Genomic DNA, 15,188 nt, shown 5'->3' with positions numbered 1-15,188 from the left:
CTTCCCCCATGGCGGAAGCGTTGGTGACCCTGGAGTCCGCTCTCCTAACCCATGGGTTGCCCTACCCCCTGAACCTGCGCACCGCTAAAGCCCTGGAGGAGGCGGTACGGGCCGAAGGGGCCATCCCCAAGACCATCGCCCTGGTGCGGGGAGAGGTGCGCCTCGGCCTTTCCCCGGAAGAGATGGAGGCCTTGGCCCAGGGGGGTGCGGAGAAGGCGAGCCTCTGGAACCTTCCTGCCCTCTTGGTCCAGAAGAAAAGCGCCGGGACCACGGTGGCGGCCACGGTCCACCTGGCCCACCGCCACGGGATAGCGGTCTTCGCCACCGGGGGGATCGGGGGAGTGCATCCCGAGCCCTTTGACGAGAGCGCCGATCTCTTGGCTCTTGCCCGCACCCCCATCCTGGTGGTTTCCTCCGGGCCCAAGGCCATCTTGGACCTGAGGGCCACCCTGGAGCGCCTGGAAACCCTGGGGGTTTCCGTGGTGGGCTACCGCACGGACCGCCTGCCCGCCTTCTTTTCCCCTTCTTCCCCCTTCCCCGTGCCCGCCCGGGTGGAAACTCCCCTCGAGGCTGCCTTGATCCTCCGCAAGTCCCGGGAGCTGGGCTTAGGGGCAGTCCTCCTGGTGAACCCGGTGTCCCAGGGCCTGCCCTACGAGGAGGTGGCCCTTTGGGTGGAGAAGGCCAACCACCAAGCGGCCAGGGAAGGGGTGTTTGGCAAGGCCCTCACCCCTTACCTCCTGAGGCGCCTTTCCGAGCTTTCCCAAGGGGAGACCGACCGGGTCAACGAGAGGCTTCTCCTGGAAAACGCCCGCCTGGCGGCCCGGGTGGCCCTGGCCTTTGCCGGGCTAGAATAGCCTTGTGTGCGAACTGGGGGAAAGGTTAAGGCGGGCCCGGGAGGAGAAGGGGCTTTCCCTTAAGGAGGCGTCGGCGCGGTTGGCCTTGAAGGCCAAGGTGCTGGAGGCCCTCGAGGCCTGCCGTTTTGAGGAGCTTCCCGAGCCAGCCTTGACCCGGGGATACCTCCGGCGCTACGCCCTTCTCCTGGGGCTGGATCCCGAGCCCCTTCTGGCCCTTTATCCCCTGGCCCCCACCCTTCCTCCCCCACCCCCGCCAGCTTCCCGGCGCCCTTTCCCCTGGTTGCTTTTGCTGGCCTTGGCCCTCTTGGGAGCCTTAGGGTATGGGGCCTACCTGGTTTTGCGTCCAGCGCCCGTGCAGACGGTGAGCCTGCCCCCTGAGCCCCCGCCCAAGCCTCCGGAGCGCTACGGGCTTCGGGTGGTGAGCGAGCCCCCGGGAGCCCGGGTGTACCTGGATGGCTTCTACCTGGGTCAGACGCCCTTGGCCTCGCCACCCCTGGAAGGAGGCAGGCGCCTTCTCAGGCTGGAGCTACCCGGGTACGAGCCGGTGGAGGAGGAGGTGAACCTGGACCGGAACCTCTCCTTAAGCTACCGCCTGGTTCCCAGGCCTTCCCCTGCGCCCACCTCTTCCAATCCCCAAGTGGAGGTTTCCCCGGGGAAGCTGGTGCTTCGCCTCGAGGGCCGGAGCTGGCTCAGGGTCACCCAGGGGGAGAAGAGCCTGTACGAGGGCATCCCCGAGGTGGGTGCGGAGCTTAGCTTTGACCTTCCGGTGGAGGTGCGCTCGGGGAATCCCGGGGCGGTGCGGGTTTTCCTGGATGGCAAGGACCTTGGGCCCTTGGGGGAGCCGGGGAAGCCCCTTACCCGCCGCTTTGAGGCGCCTTGATGCGGAAGCTTGGAAGGGGACTATACTGGTTCGTTGGAGCCCCGAGGATGGCCCTTTGGGCTGATGGGGCTCCTGGAGGTCTATGGCGAAGATCGGCTTTGTGAGCCTGGGCTGCCCCAAGGCCCTGGTGGACTCGGAACAGATCCTTTCCCGGCTTAAGGCCCTCGGCTACGAAACCAGCGCCACCTACGAGGAGGCGGAGCTGGTGGTGGTGAACACCTGTGGCTTCATCACCCCGGCCGTTGAGGAGAGCCTCGAGGCCATCGGGGAGGCCTTGCGGGAAAACGGCAAGGTGGTGGTGACGGGATGCCTGGGGGCCAGGCCCGAGGTGATCCGGGAGAGGTACCCCAATGTGCTGGAAGTCACCGGCCCGGGGGAGGTGGAGCGGGTTTTGCAGGCCGTGCAGGAGGTGCTTCCCGCACCCCGCAACCCTCTTTTGGACCTCATCCCGCCCCAGGTGAAGCTCACTCCCCGGCACTACGCCTACCTGAAGCTTTCCGAGGGATGCGATCACCGCTGTAGCTTCTGCATCATCCCCAAGCTGAGGGGAGGCTTGCGCTCCCGCGACGCCGGGGAGGTCCTGGCGGAGGCCGCCCGGCTGGTGGCCACGGGCACCCGGGAACTCCTCCTCATCGCCCAGGATCTCTCCGCCTACGGGGTGGACCTCCGCCACCGGGAAAGCTTCTGGGGTGACCGCCTGGTGAAGGCGGAGCTTAAGGACCTTCTTTCCCACATGGCGGAGCTTGGAGCCTGGATACGGCTTCACTACGTTTACCCCTACCCCCACGTGCGGGAGCTTCTGCCCCTCATGGCCGAGGGCAAGGTGCTTCCCTATTTGGATGTGCCCCTTCAGCATGCTTCGGAGCGAATCCTCCGCCTCATGCGCCGACCGGGGGGGTACCAAAGCCACCTGAAGACCCTAAAGGCCTGGCGGGAGGTGGTGCCGGAGCTCGCCATCCGCTCCAGCTTCATCGTGGGCTTCCCGGGGGAGACGGAGGAGGACTTCCAGATCCTCCTGGACTTTTTGCAGGAGGCGGAGCTGGACCGGGTGGGGGTCTTCACCTATTCCCCAGTGGAGGGAGCTGAGGCTAACGCCCTTTCGGGCCATGTCCCCGAGGAGGTCAAGGAGGAACGGAAGGCCAGGCTCATGGAGGTGCAGGCGGAAATCAGCCTGCGAAAGAACCAAAGCTTCGTGGGGAAGACCCTCGAGGTCCTGGTGGACGAGCTTCCGGAGCCCGGCTTGGCCGTGGGCCGGAGCTATCGGGATTCCCCGGGAATAGACGGGCTGGTCTACGTGGAAACCGACGGCACGGCCCGGGTGGGGGAGAGGATCCCGGTTCGGATAACCCGGGCGGATACCTACGACCTTTACGGGGTCCAGGTTTAGGATAGGAGCGGTATGTACATCGTCATCGCCGGGGGCGGGGAGGTGGGCGGGGAACTGGCCCGCACCCTGGAAAAAGCCCATGAGGTGGTGGTGCTGGACCGCAACCCCCAGGCCAAGGAGCGCTTCGCCCATCTGGACGTGAAGGTGGTGGTGGGCGGGGCCACCGACCCCGATGCCCTTAGGGAGGCCGGGGTGGACCGGGCGGACCTCTTCATCGCCAGCACGGATTCCGATGAGGTGAACCTGCTGGCCTCCCTTCTGGCCAAGGGCCTTGGGGCCAAGGAAACCCTGTGCTTCGTGGGCAAGGGAGGGTACGTGGAGGTGCTCACCGATCCCCGCACCGCCGAGATCCTGGGTACCCGCATCGATAAGGTCCTCTGGCCGCAAAGGGCCATGGCCAGGGAGATCGTGGAGGTGATCCTGGTTCCCGGAGCCGTGGACACCGAGGTGCTGGCGGAGGGGCGGCTCCGCTTCGTGGAGTACCGGGTGAAGGAAGGAGGGCCCTACGCCCACCGGCTTCTATCCGAGCTTCCCTGGCCGGAGGGGGTCCTGGTGGTGGGGTTGGTGCGCGATGGAACCTTTTGGAGTTTCGCCCACCCGGAGTATCCCGAGGTCATCCTGGAGCCCGGGGACAAGATCCTTTTCGTTACCACCCTAAGGGCTTTCCCTGAGCTGGAGGCCTACTTCGCCACGGGGCGGGGCGTGCGCAGGGTGATGGTCATCGGTGGGGGAAACGTGGGTTTTATGGTGGCCCAGGAGCTTCTAAGGCGGCGCCTCGAGGTGGTGATCATCGAGCCCAGCCGCGAACGGTGCGAGTGGCTTTCCCAGGAGCTTCCCGGTGCCCTCATCATCCAAGGGGATGGTACCGACCTGGAGCTTCTGGAGGCGGAGGGATTGCAGGAAGCCGATGCGGTGGTGGCGGTGACCGACAACGACGAGAAGAACCTCCTGGCCTCCCTCCTGGCCAAGCAGCTTGGGGTGGGTAAGGTGATCACCCGGGTGTCCCGCTCGGAAACCCGAAGGCTCTTTGAGCAGGTGGGCATAGACCTGCCCCTCACGCCCCGCCAGGCGGCGGTGCGGGCGGTCTTGGACTACCTGGGACCCGAGAACGTGGAGCATGTGTCCACCATGGACGAGAACATCGAGCTGCTGGAGGTGGAGCTTCCGGAGAACTTCAGGCCCCGGTACCTGAGCACCCTGGCCACGCCCCAGGTGGCCCCGGTGGCCCTGGAGCGGGACCATCGGGTGATGCTCTACCGCGAGGACCTCGAGGCCCTGCCCAACGACCGGCTCTTTTTGGTGGTGGCCCGGGAGGTGGCGGATGAAGCCGTGGCCCGTGTCGTCGGCTAGGCAGGGGTTTCGCTCCAGCCTCTACCTCCTGGGCCTTACCTACCAGGGCTTTGGCCTTCTCATGCTGGCCTTCGCCCTCCTGGCCCTGGGCTGGGGGGAGGACGCCCGGGGGTTTCTTTTGGGGACGGTGCTGGGGGTGGGGTTGGGCAAGGCCCTGCAGGGGGTGGGGCATGCGGAGGCCCAGCCGCACCGGGCCGAGGTCTTTGCCGCCGTGGCCCTGCTTTGGCTTTTGGTGCCCGCCTTGGGGGCGATACCCTACTGGATCTCGGGGGGGCTGGACTACCTGGACGCTCTTTTTGAGGCGGTTTCCGGCTTTACCACCACCGGGGCCACGGTGCTTTCGGATTTCGGGCAGTTTGGCAAGAGCCTTTTTCTCTGGAGAAGCTTCACCCAGTGGATGGGGGGTATCGGCATCGTGGTGCTCTTCCTGGTGGTCTTTCCCCAGCTTCAGGTGGCGGGCCGCCAGGCCTTTTTCGCCGAGAGCACGGGGGTGGAGAAGGAGAAGCTTACGCCCAGGCTACGGCACACCGCCCAGGCGGTCTTGCGGGTGTACCTGACCCTGACCGCCTTGGCCTTCCTGGCCTACTGGTGGGCGGGCGTACCCGTCTTTGAGGCCTTGGCCAACGCCCTCACCACCACCCCGGCGGGAGGGTTCAGCCCCAACCCGCAAAGCTTTGCCGCCTACCCCCTCCTGGCCCAGTGGCTGGGTAGCCTCTTCATGTTCCTGGCGGGGGTGAACTTCCTTCTCCAGTACCGGCTGTTCTTCGGACGGGAGGTCAAACCCCTCTTCAGGGATGCGGAGTTCCGGGCCTATGCCCTGCTGGTGCTCCTTGCGGGTTTACTGCTTTCCCTTTACCTCTACACCCACCACATGTACAGCCTCGAGGCCAGCCTCCGCCATGCCTTCTTCCAGGTGATCTCCATCGTGACCACCACGGGTTTTGCCAGCGTGGACTTCGCCCAGTGGGTGGTGCCGGCCCAGGCCATCCTGGTGCTCCTCATGTTCGTGGGGGGAAGCGCGGGCTCGGGGGCGGGGGGCATCAAGGTGGTGCGCTGGCTTTTGCTTTTCGGGCTTCTCAGGCGGGAGATCACCCGCACCCTGCACCCCAGGGCGGTCCTTCCCCTGCGCCTGGGACAGCGGGTGGTTTCCGAGGAGGCCTTGCGGCAGGTTTCCGTTTTCATCTTCCTTTACACCCTTCTCTTTGGCTTCGGCACCCTGACCCTGGCCCTTTTGGAGGGGAGTTTTGTGGAGGCCTTTACCGCCAGCGCCCAGGCCATCGGCAACATCGGGCCGGGGCTGGGGACGGTGGGCCCTATGGGTTCCTATGCGGAACTCCATCCTGTTTCCAAGGTGGTCCTCATCTTCCAGATGTGGGCGGGGCGGATAGAGATCCTTCCCGTGGTCCTCCTCTTCAGCCCGGAGCTCTGGCGGCGGCTTCGGTGAAGGGTATAATCCACCCCATGAGGGTACTGGGGCGCCTTACCGCCATGCCTGAGCTTCCCGAGGCCCTTAGGGGCTTGAGGAAGCTGGCCTATAACCTGTGGTGGAGCTGGAATCCGGAGGCGGCAGAGCTTTTCCAGGAGATCGATTCCTCGCTTTGGAAGCCTTTCCGCGGCAATCCGGTCAAGTTGCTTTTGGAGGTGGACCCCGCCCGCCTCGAGGCCCTGGCGGGGAGCACCTATCCCGCCCGGGTCCAAGCGGTGGTGGCGGCCCTGGAGGCCTACCTGAAGGAGCGGGAGGAGAAGCAAGGGCCTCCTACCGCGTATTTCTCCGCGGAATACGGCTTCCACAGTTCCTTACCCATCTATGCGGGGGGGCTTGGGGTGCTGGCCGGGGATCACATCAAGGCGGCCAGCGACCTGGGCTTGAACCTGGTGGGGGTGGGGATCTTCTACCACGAGGGTTATTTCCACCAGCGCCTTTCCCCGGAGGGAGCCCAAGTGGAGGTGTACGAAACCCTGCATCCGGAAGAGCTACCCCTTCTGCCCGTGCAGGACCGGGGGGGACATCCCTTAAGGGTGGGGGTGGAGTTTCCCGGGCGTACGGTTTGGCTTGGGGCCTTCCAGGTGCAGGTGGGTGCCGTGCCCGTATACCTCCTCACCGCCGATCTTCCGGAAAATGCCCCGGAGGATCGGGCCATCACCGCCAGGCTTTATGCTCCCGGTCTCGAGATGCGCATCCAGCAGGAGATGGTCTTGGGGATCGGGGGGATCAGGCTGCTACGGGCCTTGGGGCTTAACCCCCAGGTCTTCCACATGAACGAGGGGCACTCGGCCTTCCTGGGCCTGGAGAGGGTGCGGGAGCTGGTGGCCGAGGGGTACACCTTCCCGGTGGCTTTGGAACTGGCCCGGGCCGGGGCTCTTTTCACCACCCATACCCCGGTACCCGCGGGGCACGACGCCTTTCCTTTGGAGCTTGTGGAACGGTATCTCTTGGGTTTCTGGGAAAAGCTGAGCGTGGACAAGGAGGGCTTTTTCGCCCTGGGCCTCGAGGAGAAGCCTTGGGGCAAGGTCTTTTCCATGTCCAACCTGGCCCTTAGGACCAGCGCCCAGGCGGGTGGGGTTTCCCGCCTCCACGGGGAGGTTTCCCGGGAGATGTTCCACCACCTCTGGCCGGAGCTTTTGCGGGAGGAGGTGCCCATCGGCCACATCACCAATGGGGTCCACACCTGGACCTTCCTCCACCCCAGGCTACGCCGCCATTACGCGGAGGTGTTTGGTCCTGACTGGCTGCGGCATCCTGAGGACCCCGCCACCTGGAGGGTGGAGGGGTTGGGGGAGGAGTTTTGGCGCATCCACCGGGACCTCAGGGCCGAGCTGGTGCGGGAGGTGCGCTCCCGCCTCTACGAGCAACGCCGTAGGAACGGGGAAAGCCCAAGCCGCCTCCGCCAGGCGGAGCGCCTCCTGGACCCGGAGGCCCTCACCGTCGGCTTCGCCCGCCGCTTCGCCACCTACAAGCGGGCCGTGTTGCTGTTCAAGGATCCCGAGCGCCTCCTCCGCATCCTCCAGGGCCCTTATCCCGTGCAGTTTGTCTTTGCGGGTAAGGCCCATCCCAAGGACGAGCCCGGCAAGGCTTACCTCCAGGAGCTGGTGGCCAGGATCAAGGAGTACGGCCTCGAGGACCGCATGGTGGTCCTGGAGGACTACGACATGTACCTGGCCCGGGTTTTGGTCCACGGCAGCGATGTCTGGCTCAACACTCCCCGGAGGCCCATGGAGGCCTCGGGCACCAGCGGGATGAAGGCGGCGTTGAACGGGGTCTTGAACTTAAGCGTCCTGGACGGTTGGTGGGCTGAGGCCTACAACGGAAAGAACGGTTTTGCCATCGGCGACGAACGGGTCTACGAGAACGAGGAAGCCCAGGACATGGCCGACGCCCAGGCCCTGTACGACGTGCTGGAGGGGGAGGTGCTTCCCCTTTTCTACGCCAAGGGGCCCGAGGGCTACTCCTCAGGGTGGCTTTCCATGGTCCACGAAAGCCTCCGCACCGTGGGCCCGAGGTTCAGCGCCGCCCGCATGGTGCGGGAGTACCTGGCCCTTTACCAAAGGGGGCAGGAGTGGGCGGGGAAGGCCAGAGGGGAAGAGGAGGTGCTGCGCGCCTTCCACCAGGCCCTGCCTGCCTTTTATGGCCTGGCCCTCCGGGTGGAGGTTCCAGGGGACCTGACCTTGAATGGGGAGCCCTTGCGGGCGCGGGCTTACCTGGAGGGGGAGGTGCCGGAGGCCCTAAGGCCTTTCCTCGAGGTCCAGCTGGTGGTGCGCCGCGCAGGCGGGGGGCTGGAAGTGGTGCCCATGGAGGAGGCCTCGGGATGGTTCGAGGTGGCCTACCGCCCTTCCCGGCCGGGAAGCTACGCCTACGGGGTGCGCATGGCCCTCAGGCATCCCGTGACGGGCCGGGTGGAGTGGGTGCGGTGGGCTTAAGGCCACCCCACCCTGGCAAAGCCAGGGTGGGGGCGCTGGCGGTTGCTTTATTTCTCCGGTAGGGTCTGCAGGTAGGAGAGGAGGTCTTGGAGCTGGGCAGGGCTCAGGAAGGAGAACCCGGGCATGACAAAGTTCCCGGGTTGGCCGTTCAGGACCTTGTGGAGGACTTCCTGCGGGTTCTCCTTGGCCAAGGTACCCACGTATTCAGGGTTTTCCGGGGTGAGGAAGTTGATGGCCCGGCCATCCTGGCCATGGCAGGAGGCACAGACCCGGTACACCGCCTTCCCCGCCACGAGATCCCCGCGGAGGGGCTTTTTGGCCTTGTAGTCGATCAAGGTACGCATGTCCAGGGTGCCGTACTTGAGGAAAAGGGCGAGGTCCTCGAGGTCCTCCTGGCTCAAGTAGGGGCTGAAGTCGTGCTTGGGGTTGCTGGCGCCCTTCAGGAGGGAAACGATTTCCTCGAGGGTCTTGCCCCGGACCTGCAGCACCCCCACGAATCCCGTGTAGTGGGATCCAGAGCCATAGGCTCCATCCTTACCCAGATAGTCCCAGCCGTGGCACTCCTTGCACCGCCAGGTGTCGGTGCCCTTCCGGGTATTGGTGGTCTGGAGGGCCCAAAGGGGGTGGTCACCCGCCGGGGTTTGCACGCCTTTGGCCTTGATCCAGTGATCGTAGAGTTGCCCGCCCCGCTGGATCCTCCAGGGATCGATGCCCGTCTGCCCCTGCGCCGCCAGCAACAGGCTCCCCAATAAAAGGGCTACAAACCAGAACCCGCGCATATCCTACCTCCTTTCCCCCATGGTGGGGCAGTTAAAGTATGGCACGGGTCCTATGGGACGTATGTCCTAAGCGCTCCTCGAGCTCTCCCATAAACTGGCACCCTGCTTGAGGAAGCCTCGCATCCAGGTGGTTTCCCCTTTTCCCTTGACCCCCAAGGCGCACCCGGTATAATCGGCCCGTGCATCAGGGAGGGTGAGCATGAAAAGGATTCTTTTGCTGCTTGGGGTACTAGGGTTGGCCGTGGCCTTCGCCCAGGTGCGGACCTTGGACCAGATCAAGCCCTCGGGCGAGATCCGCATCGGCACGGAAGGGGCTTTCTCCCCTTTCAACTACTTTGACGAGAAGAACCAGCTGGTGGGGTTTGAGATCGACCTGGGCAACGCCATAGCCCAAAAACTGGGGCTGAAGCCCGTATGGATCACCCAGGCCTTTGATAGCCTTCTTATCCAGCTGAACCAGGGCCGGTTTGACTTCGTGATCGCCTCCCACGGCATCACCGAGGAACGGGCCAAGGCCGTGGACTTCACCAACCCCCATTACTGCACGGGCGGCATCATCGTGAGCAAGAAGGGAGGCCCCAAGACGGCCAAGGAGCTTCAGGGCAAGGTGGTGGGGGTGCAGATCGGCACCACCTATATGGAAGCTGCTCAGAAGATTCCCGGCATCAAGCAGGTCCGCACCTACCAGAAGGATCCCGATGCCCTTCAGGACCTCCTCTCGGGCCGCCTGGACGCCTGGATCACGGACCGGTTCGTGGCCAAGGAGGCCATCAAGGAGCGGAAGCTGGAGAATACCCTCCAGCTTGGGGAGCTGGTCTTCCAGGAAAGGGTGGCCATGGCCGTGGCCAAGGGCAATAAGAGCGTGCTCCAGGCTCTTAACCAGGCCCTGGCCGACCTGATGAAGGACGGTACCTACGCCCAGATCAGCAAGAAGTGGTTCGGCGAGGACGTGCGCTGTAAGTAAGCCAGTCCCGGGCCCGGGGTGAAGGGGTTGCCCTGGGCCCTTTTCCTGCCGTGAAGATGCCATCTTGGTTGCGGGTCTTCTTGCTCCTGGCCCTCCTACTTGGGGGGTATTTCGGCTTGTTCGCCCTTTTGGGCGTGGTGCTGGAGCGCTACTTCCTTCTTACTGGCTTTGGACCTGACCGGGCGGCTTCCGCAGGCCAGGCCATGGCCTTGGGTGCGGAGATCACCTTAAAGCTCACCTTGATCTCCAGCCTGGCAGGGCTGGTCATCGGGGTATTCGCCGGGATGTTCCGCCTATCCCGGCGTTTGTGGGTGCGGCTTCCCGCCAGCTTTTACATCTGGGTTACCCGGGGCACGCCCCTTTTGGTGCAGATCCTCTTTGCCTACAATGCCTTGCCCCTCCTGCTTCAGCCCCTCTGGCCCGAGGCCCAGCAGGTTCTCACCCCCTACTGGGCGGCCTTCATCGCCCTTTCCTTCAACGTGGGGGCGTATAACGCCGAGGTGGTCCGGGCGGGCATCCAGGCCATTCCCAAGGGGCAGTGGGAGGCGGCCTGGTCCCTTGGGCTTTCCCCGGCGGACACCATGCGCTTCGTGATCCTGCCCCAGGCCTTGCGCATCGTGGTACCTCCCTTGGTCAACAACGTGGTGGCCCTTCTCAAGGATTCCTCCCTGGCCAGCGTCATCGCCCTTACCGAGCTGGCCCTCTCCGGGCAGCGCATCATCTCGGCTACCTTCCGGCCCGTGGAGGTCTACCTGGCGGTGGCGGCCATTTACCTCCTCCTGACCACCGTGCTCACCTTCTTCACAAACCTTTTGGAGCGGAGGCTCCAGGTGGCGGGGAGGTAGGGCTTGTGGAGGGGAAGGGGCTACGGGTATACTGCCTGCGGCATAAAGGAGGTGTAAGGTTATGCGGATAAGGACTACGCTATTGGCAGGGATCGCCTTCCTGGGCTTGAGCCTAGCCCAGGAGTTCGTCACCATCGGATCGGGTTCCACCACGGGGGTCTACTTTCCCGTGGCCACGGGTATGGCCAAGCTGGTGAACGATGCAGGTGTGGGCATTCGGGCCAACGCCCGCTCCACCGGGGGCAGCGTGGCCAACATCAACGCCATCGCCGCCGGGGAGTTCGAGATGGCTTTGGCGCAAAACGACATCGCTTACTACGCTTATCAGGGATGTTGCATCGCTGCCTTCGATGGGAAGCCCGTGAAGGGCATCCGCGCTTTGGCGGCCCTTTACCCTGAGGTCATCCATATCGTGGCCCGGGCGGATGCGGGCATCCGCACCGTGGCGGACCTCAAGGGCAAACGGGTGGTGGTGGGCGATGTGGGCTCGGGTACCGAGCAAAATGCCCGGCAGATCCTCGAGGCCTACGGCCTCCGGTTTGAGGACCTGGGCCAGGCCATCCGGGTGAGCGCCACCCAGGGCATCCAGCTCATGCAGGATAAGCGGGCGGATGCCCTCTTCTACACGGTGGGCCTGGGGGCCAGCGCCATCCAGCAACTGGCCCTCACCACCCCTATCACCCTGGTGGCGGTGGACCTGGGCAAGATCCAGGCCATCGCCAAGAAGTACCCCTTCTACGTGGGCTTCAACATCCCCGGGGGTACCTACAAGGGAGTGGAGGTCACCACGCCCACGGTGGCGGTGCAGGCCATGCTGATCGCTTCGGAGAAGCTATCCGCCGATACCGTGTACAAGTTCATGAAGGCGGTGTTCGGCAACCAGGAGGCCTTCAAGAAGATCCACCCCAACCTGGAGCGCTTCTTCAGCCTGCAGAAGGCGGTGAAGGGCCTGCCCATTCCCCTCCACCCTGGTGCGGAGCGGTTCTACAAGGAGGTAGGAGTCCTCAAGTAGGCTCCTGGCTGAGCCCAGGGGGCCCCGCCTGGGGCCCCCTTTGCCTGGAGGAAGTATGGAGAAGGACGCCTCGCTTTTGGTGGAGGAAACCGAGATAGGGGGGCGAAGGCCCAAGGGGGCGGGCCGGTATATGCTCTTCGGCCTGGGGGTGGCCTGGAGCCTCTTTCAGCTTTGGGCCACCGAGCTGGGTACCCTGGACCCCATGCGGCTCAGGGCGGTGCACCTGGCCTTCGCCTTGGCCCTAGCCTTTTTGGCCTACCCGGGGAGGCGGGGACCACGGGAGCGCATTCCCCTCCTGGACTGGGGCATGGCCCTCTTGGGAGTAGCCGGGGCCCTCTACGTGGTCTGGGATTACTACGGGATCACCCAGCTCCGGGGGGGTATCCCCAGCCAGCGGGATGTCTTCATGGGGACCCTGACCCTTGGGGTTCTCTTCCTGGCTGCCTGGCGGGTGGTGGGGCCTGCGCTGCCCATCATTGCCTCGGTGTTCGTCCTCTACGCCCTTACCGGGCCCAAGGGGCTTCTGCCCTTTACCCTTCCCTCCTGGCTCCAGCTCCATGCGGGCAGCCAGTGGGGGCAGCTCATGGGGCAGCTCTACACCACCGCCGAGGGCATCTGGGGGGTACCCTTGGGGGTTTCCGCCACCTTTGTGTTTCTCTTCGTCCTCTTTGGCGCCCTCTTGGAAAAAGCTGGGGCGGGGCATTTCTTCATCCAGTTGGCCTACGCCCTGTTGGGCCACTTCCGCGGGGGGCCCGCCAAGGCGGCGGTGGTGGCCAGCGCCCTCACGGGGGTGGTTTCGGGAAGTTCCGTTTCCAACGTGGTCACCACGGGCACCTTCACCATCCCCTTGATGAAGCGGGTGGGGTATCCGCCGGAGAAAGCCGGGGCAGTGGAGGTGGCCTCCTCCTCCAACGGGCAGCTCATGCCTCCGGTCATGGGGGCTGCGGCCTTCATCATGGCGGAGTTCCTGGGCATCCCCTATAGCCAGCTCATCCTGATCGCGGTCATCCCCGCCATTCTGGCCTATGCCACCCTTTTCATCACCGTGCACCTCGAGGCCCTGCAGCTGGGCCTCAAGGGGGTACCCAGGTCGGAGCTACCCCCCGTGGGTCCTATTCTGCGCTCGGGCCTTCACTACCTCCTGCCCCTTGTCTACCTGATCTACGCCCTGGTGGCCCTGCGCCTGACCCCCGAGCGGGCAGCCTTGAACACCATCTTCCTCATGCTGGTCCTCATCCTGGTCCAGGAGGTGTGGCGGGCCTATCGGGCGGGAACCGGGCTCGGCTTCGGCCTTCTTAGGGGGGGAAGGCTCATTCTGGAGGGCCTCGAGGCGGGCGCCCGGGGCATGGTGGGCATCGCCTTGGCCACGGCCAGCGCTGGGGTCATCGTGGGCATCGTCACCATGACCGGGATCGGCTTTGGCCTCACGGACATCGTGGAACGCTTATCGGGGGGGAATCTGATCCTGGTCCTCATCCTGGCCCAGTTCACCAGCCTCCTTCTCGGGATGGGCCTTCCCACCACTGCCAACTACATCGTTATGGCCTCCCTGGTGGTGCCGGTGGTGCTTCAGCTGGCGGAGAAAGCGGGCTATGCGGTGCCGCCCGTGGCCGCCCACATGTTCGTCTTCTACTTCGGCATCATGGCGGACTCCACGCCCCCGGTGGCCTTGGCCGCCTACGCGGCCAGCGCCATCGCCAGGTCCGATTTCTGGAAGACGGCGGTTCAGGGCTTCGTGTACGAGCTTCGCACCGCCCTCCTCGCCTACATGTTCTTCTTCAGCCCCAAGCTCCTCCTTTTGGGGGTGGAAAGCGTGGTGGAGGGGGTGTGGATCGTTCTTTCCGCCCTCTTGGGCATGACGGCCTTCAGCGCCAGCCTGGTGGGCTTCCTGCACAAGCGCACCACCCTCTTGGAGAGGGCCCTGCTCATGGCGGCGGCCCTCACCTTGGTGATACCGGGTCTTCTCACGGATGCCATCGGTCTGGCCCTCTTCCTCCTGGTCTACGCCATGCAACGGGTGCGAAAATGAAGGCGGTGGACCCCATCATCCGCATCCACAACCTGCACAAGTGGTTCGGTACCCTGCATGTGCTGAAGGGGATCCATTTGGAGGTGGCCCCTGGGGAGAAGCTGGTGATCATCGGCCCCTCGGGCTCGGGGAAGAGCACCCTGATCCGCTGCATCAACCGCCTGGAGGACTTCCAGGAGGGGGAGGTGGTGGTGGACGGCCACAACGTGAAGGAGGAGCGGGCCCTCAAGGAGGTGCGGCGGGAGGTGGGGATGGTCTTCCAGCAGTTCAACCTCTTCCCCCACATGACGGTGCTGGAGAACATCACCCTGGCCCCCATGCGGGTGAGGGGCTGGTCCCGGGAGCGAGCGGAGCGGAAGGCCTTGGAGCTTTTGGAGCGGGTGGGAATCCTGGACCAGGCGAGGAAGTACCCGGGGCAGCTATCCGGGGGCCAGCAGCAGCGGGTGGCCATTGCCCGGGCCTTGGCCATGGAGCCCAAGGTGATGCTGTTTGACGAGCCCACCAGTGCGTTGGACCCGGAGATGGTGGGGGAGGTGTTGGACGTGATGCGGGACCTGGCCCGAGGGGGTATGACCATGCTGGTGGTGACCCACGAGATGGGGTTTGCCCGGGAGGTGGCGGACCGGGTGATCTTCATGGACGGGGGTCAGATTGTGGAGGAGGGGAGGCCAGAGGGGATCTTCTCCTCTCCCAGGGAGGAGAGGACCCGGGCCTTCCTGCAACGCGTCTTGCACCACTAGATCCATGCCTGCACCCGAGCGCAAAGAAGGTCTTTGGGGGCTTTTGGAAGCCCTCCTGGATCCGAAGGCCCCTTCTTCCTTGCGCCTTCGGGGCCTTAGGCTTTATGCGGGTTTCCTCCTGGTTCTTCAAGGGGGGGTGCTCCTTCTCCTGGCCTGGGTGGTGCCCCGGGCATCCCACCCCCTGCTTTGGGCCTTGGCCCTGGGAGGCGGTTTATGGCTTCTTTTTCAGGCGGAGGCCAGTTGGCAACGGGAGGGGGAGGAGCCCCTCACCCCCTTGCGGGTGGTGGGTTTGGGGGGAGCCCTCTTCTTCTTTTTGGGGGTGATGGGCCTCCTCCTTTGGCCAGGAGGTTTTCTGCTCTTTCTCCTCGGGGCCCTTGGGTTTTTGTACCTTTGGTACCGCTCGGAACGGGCCTTGCTGGCCAGAAAGTAG

General features: G+C 64.8%; 13 protein-coding genes. 12 read left to right on the top strand and 1 reads right to left on the bottom strand.

Annotation, left to right across the window (positions count from 1 at the left end; genetic code table 11):
• Positions 1-8 precede the first annotated feature (8 nt).
• The 6 genes from TNMX_RS01890 to glgP all read left to right on the top strand — a co-directional run bounded on the left by TNMX_RS01890 (position 9) and on the right by glgP (position 8,389).
• A complete protein-coding gene (locus TNMX_RS01890; RefSeq protein ID WP_038028908.1) occupies positions 9-854 on the top strand; it encodes a pseudouridine-5'-phosphate glycosidase in 846 nt (281 codons plus the stop codon).
• A 4-nt stretch (positions 855-858) separates the two neighbouring features.
• The gene (locus TNMX_RS01885) at positions 859-1,734 is read left to right on the top strand and encodes a RodZ domain-containing protein (protein WP_038028906.1); all 876 of its coding nucleotides are present in this window, start codon (positions 859-861) and stop codon (positions 1,732-1,734) included.
• 82 nt (positions 1,735-1,816) lie between these two features.
• Positions 1,817-3,121 carry a 30S ribosomal protein S12 methylthiotransferase RimO gene (gene rimO / locus TNMX_RS01880; protein ID WP_038028903.1) on the top strand — a complete coding sequence of 435 codons (1,305 nt, stop codon included), beginning with the start codon at positions 1,817-1,819 and terminating at the stop codon, positions 3,119-3,121.
• Between the two features lie 12 nt (positions 3,122-3,133).
• Complete coding sequence (gene trkA / locus TNMX_RS01875) at positions 3,134-4,471, top strand: Trk system potassium transporter TrkA (protein ID WP_015717393.1); 1,338 nt, start codon at positions 3,134-3,136, stop codon at positions 4,469-4,471.
• Positions 4,443-5,915: a TrkH family potassium uptake protein gene (locus TNMX_RS01870; RefSeq protein ID WP_015717392.1), complete on the top strand. Its 1,473-nt coding sequence runs from the start codon at positions 4,443-4,445 to the stop codon at positions 5,913-5,915. Before trkA ends, TNMX_RS01870 begins: the two co-directional genes overlap by 29 nt.
• Before the next feature lie 17 nt (positions 5,916-5,932).
• Positions 5,933-8,389: an alpha-glucan family phosphorylase gene (gene glgP, locus TNMX_RS01865; protein WP_156919392.1), complete on the top strand. Its 2,457-nt coding sequence runs from the start codon at positions 5,933-5,935 to the stop codon at positions 8,387-8,389.
• A 47-nt stretch (positions 8,390-8,436) separates the two neighbouring features.
• Here the strand turns inward: glgP and TNMX_RS01860 are convergent, their stop codons facing one another.
• Entirely contained in the window at positions 8,437-9,168 is a 732-nt protein-coding gene (locus TNMX_RS01860; protein ID WP_038028894.1) for a c-type cytochrome, read from the bottom strand.
• Positions 9,169-9,367: 199 nt separating this feature from the next.
• On the opposite strand from TNMX_RS01860, the gene TNMX_RS01855 reads away from it, so the two are divergent.
• From TNMX_RS01855 to TNMX_RS01830, 6 genes are all read left to right on the top strand, one after another.
• Positions 9,368-10,132, top strand: a complete 765-nt coding sequence (locus tag TNMX_RS01855; RefSeq protein ID WP_038028892.1) for an ABC transporter substrate-binding protein — start codon at positions 9,368-9,370, stop codon at positions 10,130-10,132.
• A 56-nt stretch (positions 10,133-10,188) separates the two neighbouring features.
• Positions 10,189-10,977: an amino acid ABC transporter permease gene (locus tag TNMX_RS01850; protein ID WP_028493034.1), complete on the top strand. Its 789-nt coding sequence runs from the start codon at positions 10,189-10,191 to the stop codon at positions 10,975-10,977.
• Between the two features lie 61 nt (positions 10,978-11,038).
• The gene (locus TNMX_RS01845; protein WP_038028888.1) at positions 11,039-11,989 is read left to right on the top strand and encodes a TAXI family TRAP transporter solute-binding subunit; all 951 of its coding nucleotides are present in this window, start codon (positions 11,039-11,041) and stop codon (positions 11,987-11,989) included.
• Between the two features lie 55 nt (positions 11,990-12,044).
• The gene (locus TNMX_RS01840; RefSeq protein WP_038028885.1) at positions 12,045-14,018 is read left to right on the top strand and encodes a TRAP transporter permease; all 1,974 of its coding nucleotides are present in this window, start codon (positions 12,045-12,047) and stop codon (positions 14,016-14,018) included.
• Positions 14,015-14,758 carry an amino acid ABC transporter ATP-binding protein gene (locus TNMX_RS01835; protein WP_015717386.1) on the top strand — a complete coding sequence of 248 codons (744 nt, stop codon included), beginning with the start codon at positions 14,015-14,017 and terminating at the stop codon, positions 14,756-14,758. Before TNMX_RS01840 ends, TNMX_RS01835 begins: the two co-directional genes overlap by 4 nt.
• Positions 14,759-14,762: 4 nt before the next feature.
• Complete coding sequence (locus tag TNMX_RS01830; protein ID WP_038028883.1) at positions 14,763-15,188, top strand: hypothetical protein; 426 nt, start codon at positions 14,763-14,765, stop codon at positions 15,186-15,188.

This window comes from Thermus sp. NMX2.A1, from assembly GCF_000511705.1.
In the GTDB taxonomy this organism is placed as follows: domain Bacteria; phylum Deinococcota; class Deinococci; order Deinococcales; family Thermaceae; genus Thermus; species Thermus scotoductus.
The sequence above is the reverse complement of the archived record's forward strand: the minus strand, read 5'-3'. Positions and strand labels throughout refer to the sequence as shown.

What these genes read in the sequence shown, in the direction of transcription:
- TNMX_RS01870 (WP_015717392.1), top strand. Translation starts at nt 4,443, where the DNA reads ATGAAGCCGTGGCCCGTGTCGTCGGCTAGGCAGGGGTTTCGCTCCAGC.
- glgP (WP_156919392.1), top strand. Translation starts at nt 5,933, where the DNA reads ATGAGGGTACTGGGGCGCCTTACCGCCATGCCTGAGCTTCCCGAGGCC.
- rimO (WP_038028903.1), top strand. Translation starts at nt 1,817, where the DNA reads ATGGCGAAGATCGGCTTTGTGAGCCTGGGCTGCCCCAAGGCCCTGGTG.
- TNMX_RS01890 (WP_038028908.1), top strand. Translation starts at nt 9, where the DNA reads ATGGCGGAAGCGTTGGTGACCCTGGAGTCCGCTCTCCTAACCCATGGG.
- TNMX_RS01840 (WP_038028885.1), top strand. Translation starts at nt 12,045, where the DNA reads ATGGAGAAGGACGCCTCGCTTTTGGTGGAGGAAACCGAGATAGGGGGG.
- TNMX_RS01830 (WP_038028883.1), top strand. Translation starts at nt 14,763, where the DNA reads ATGCCTGCACCCGAGCGCAAAGAAGGTCTTTGGGGGCTTTTGGAAGCC.
- TNMX_RS01845 (WP_038028888.1), top strand. Translation starts at nt 11,039, where the DNA reads ATGCGGATAAGGACTACGCTATTGGCAGGGATCGCCTTCCTGGGCTTG.
- trkA (WP_015717393.1), top strand. Translation starts at nt 3,134, where the DNA reads ATGTACATCGTCATCGCCGGGGGCGGGGAGGTGGGCGGGGAACTGGCC.
- TNMX_RS01835 (WP_015717386.1), top strand. Translation starts at nt 14,015, where the DNA reads ATGAAGGCGGTGGACCCCATCATCCGCATCCACAACCTGCACAAGTGG.
- TNMX_RS01860 (WP_038028894.1), bottom strand. Translation starts at nt 9,168, where the DNA reads ATGCGCGGGTTCTGGTTTGTAGCCCTTTTATTGGGGAGCCTGTTGCTG.
- TNMX_RS01850 (WP_028493034.1), top strand. Translation starts at nt 10,189, where the DNA reads ATGCCATCTTGGTTGCGGGTCTTCTTGCTCCTGGCCCTCCTACTTGGG.
- TNMX_RS01855 (WP_038028892.1), top strand. Translation starts at nt 9,368, where the DNA reads ATGAAAAGGATTCTTTTGCTGCTTGGGGTACTAGGGTTGGCCGTGGCC.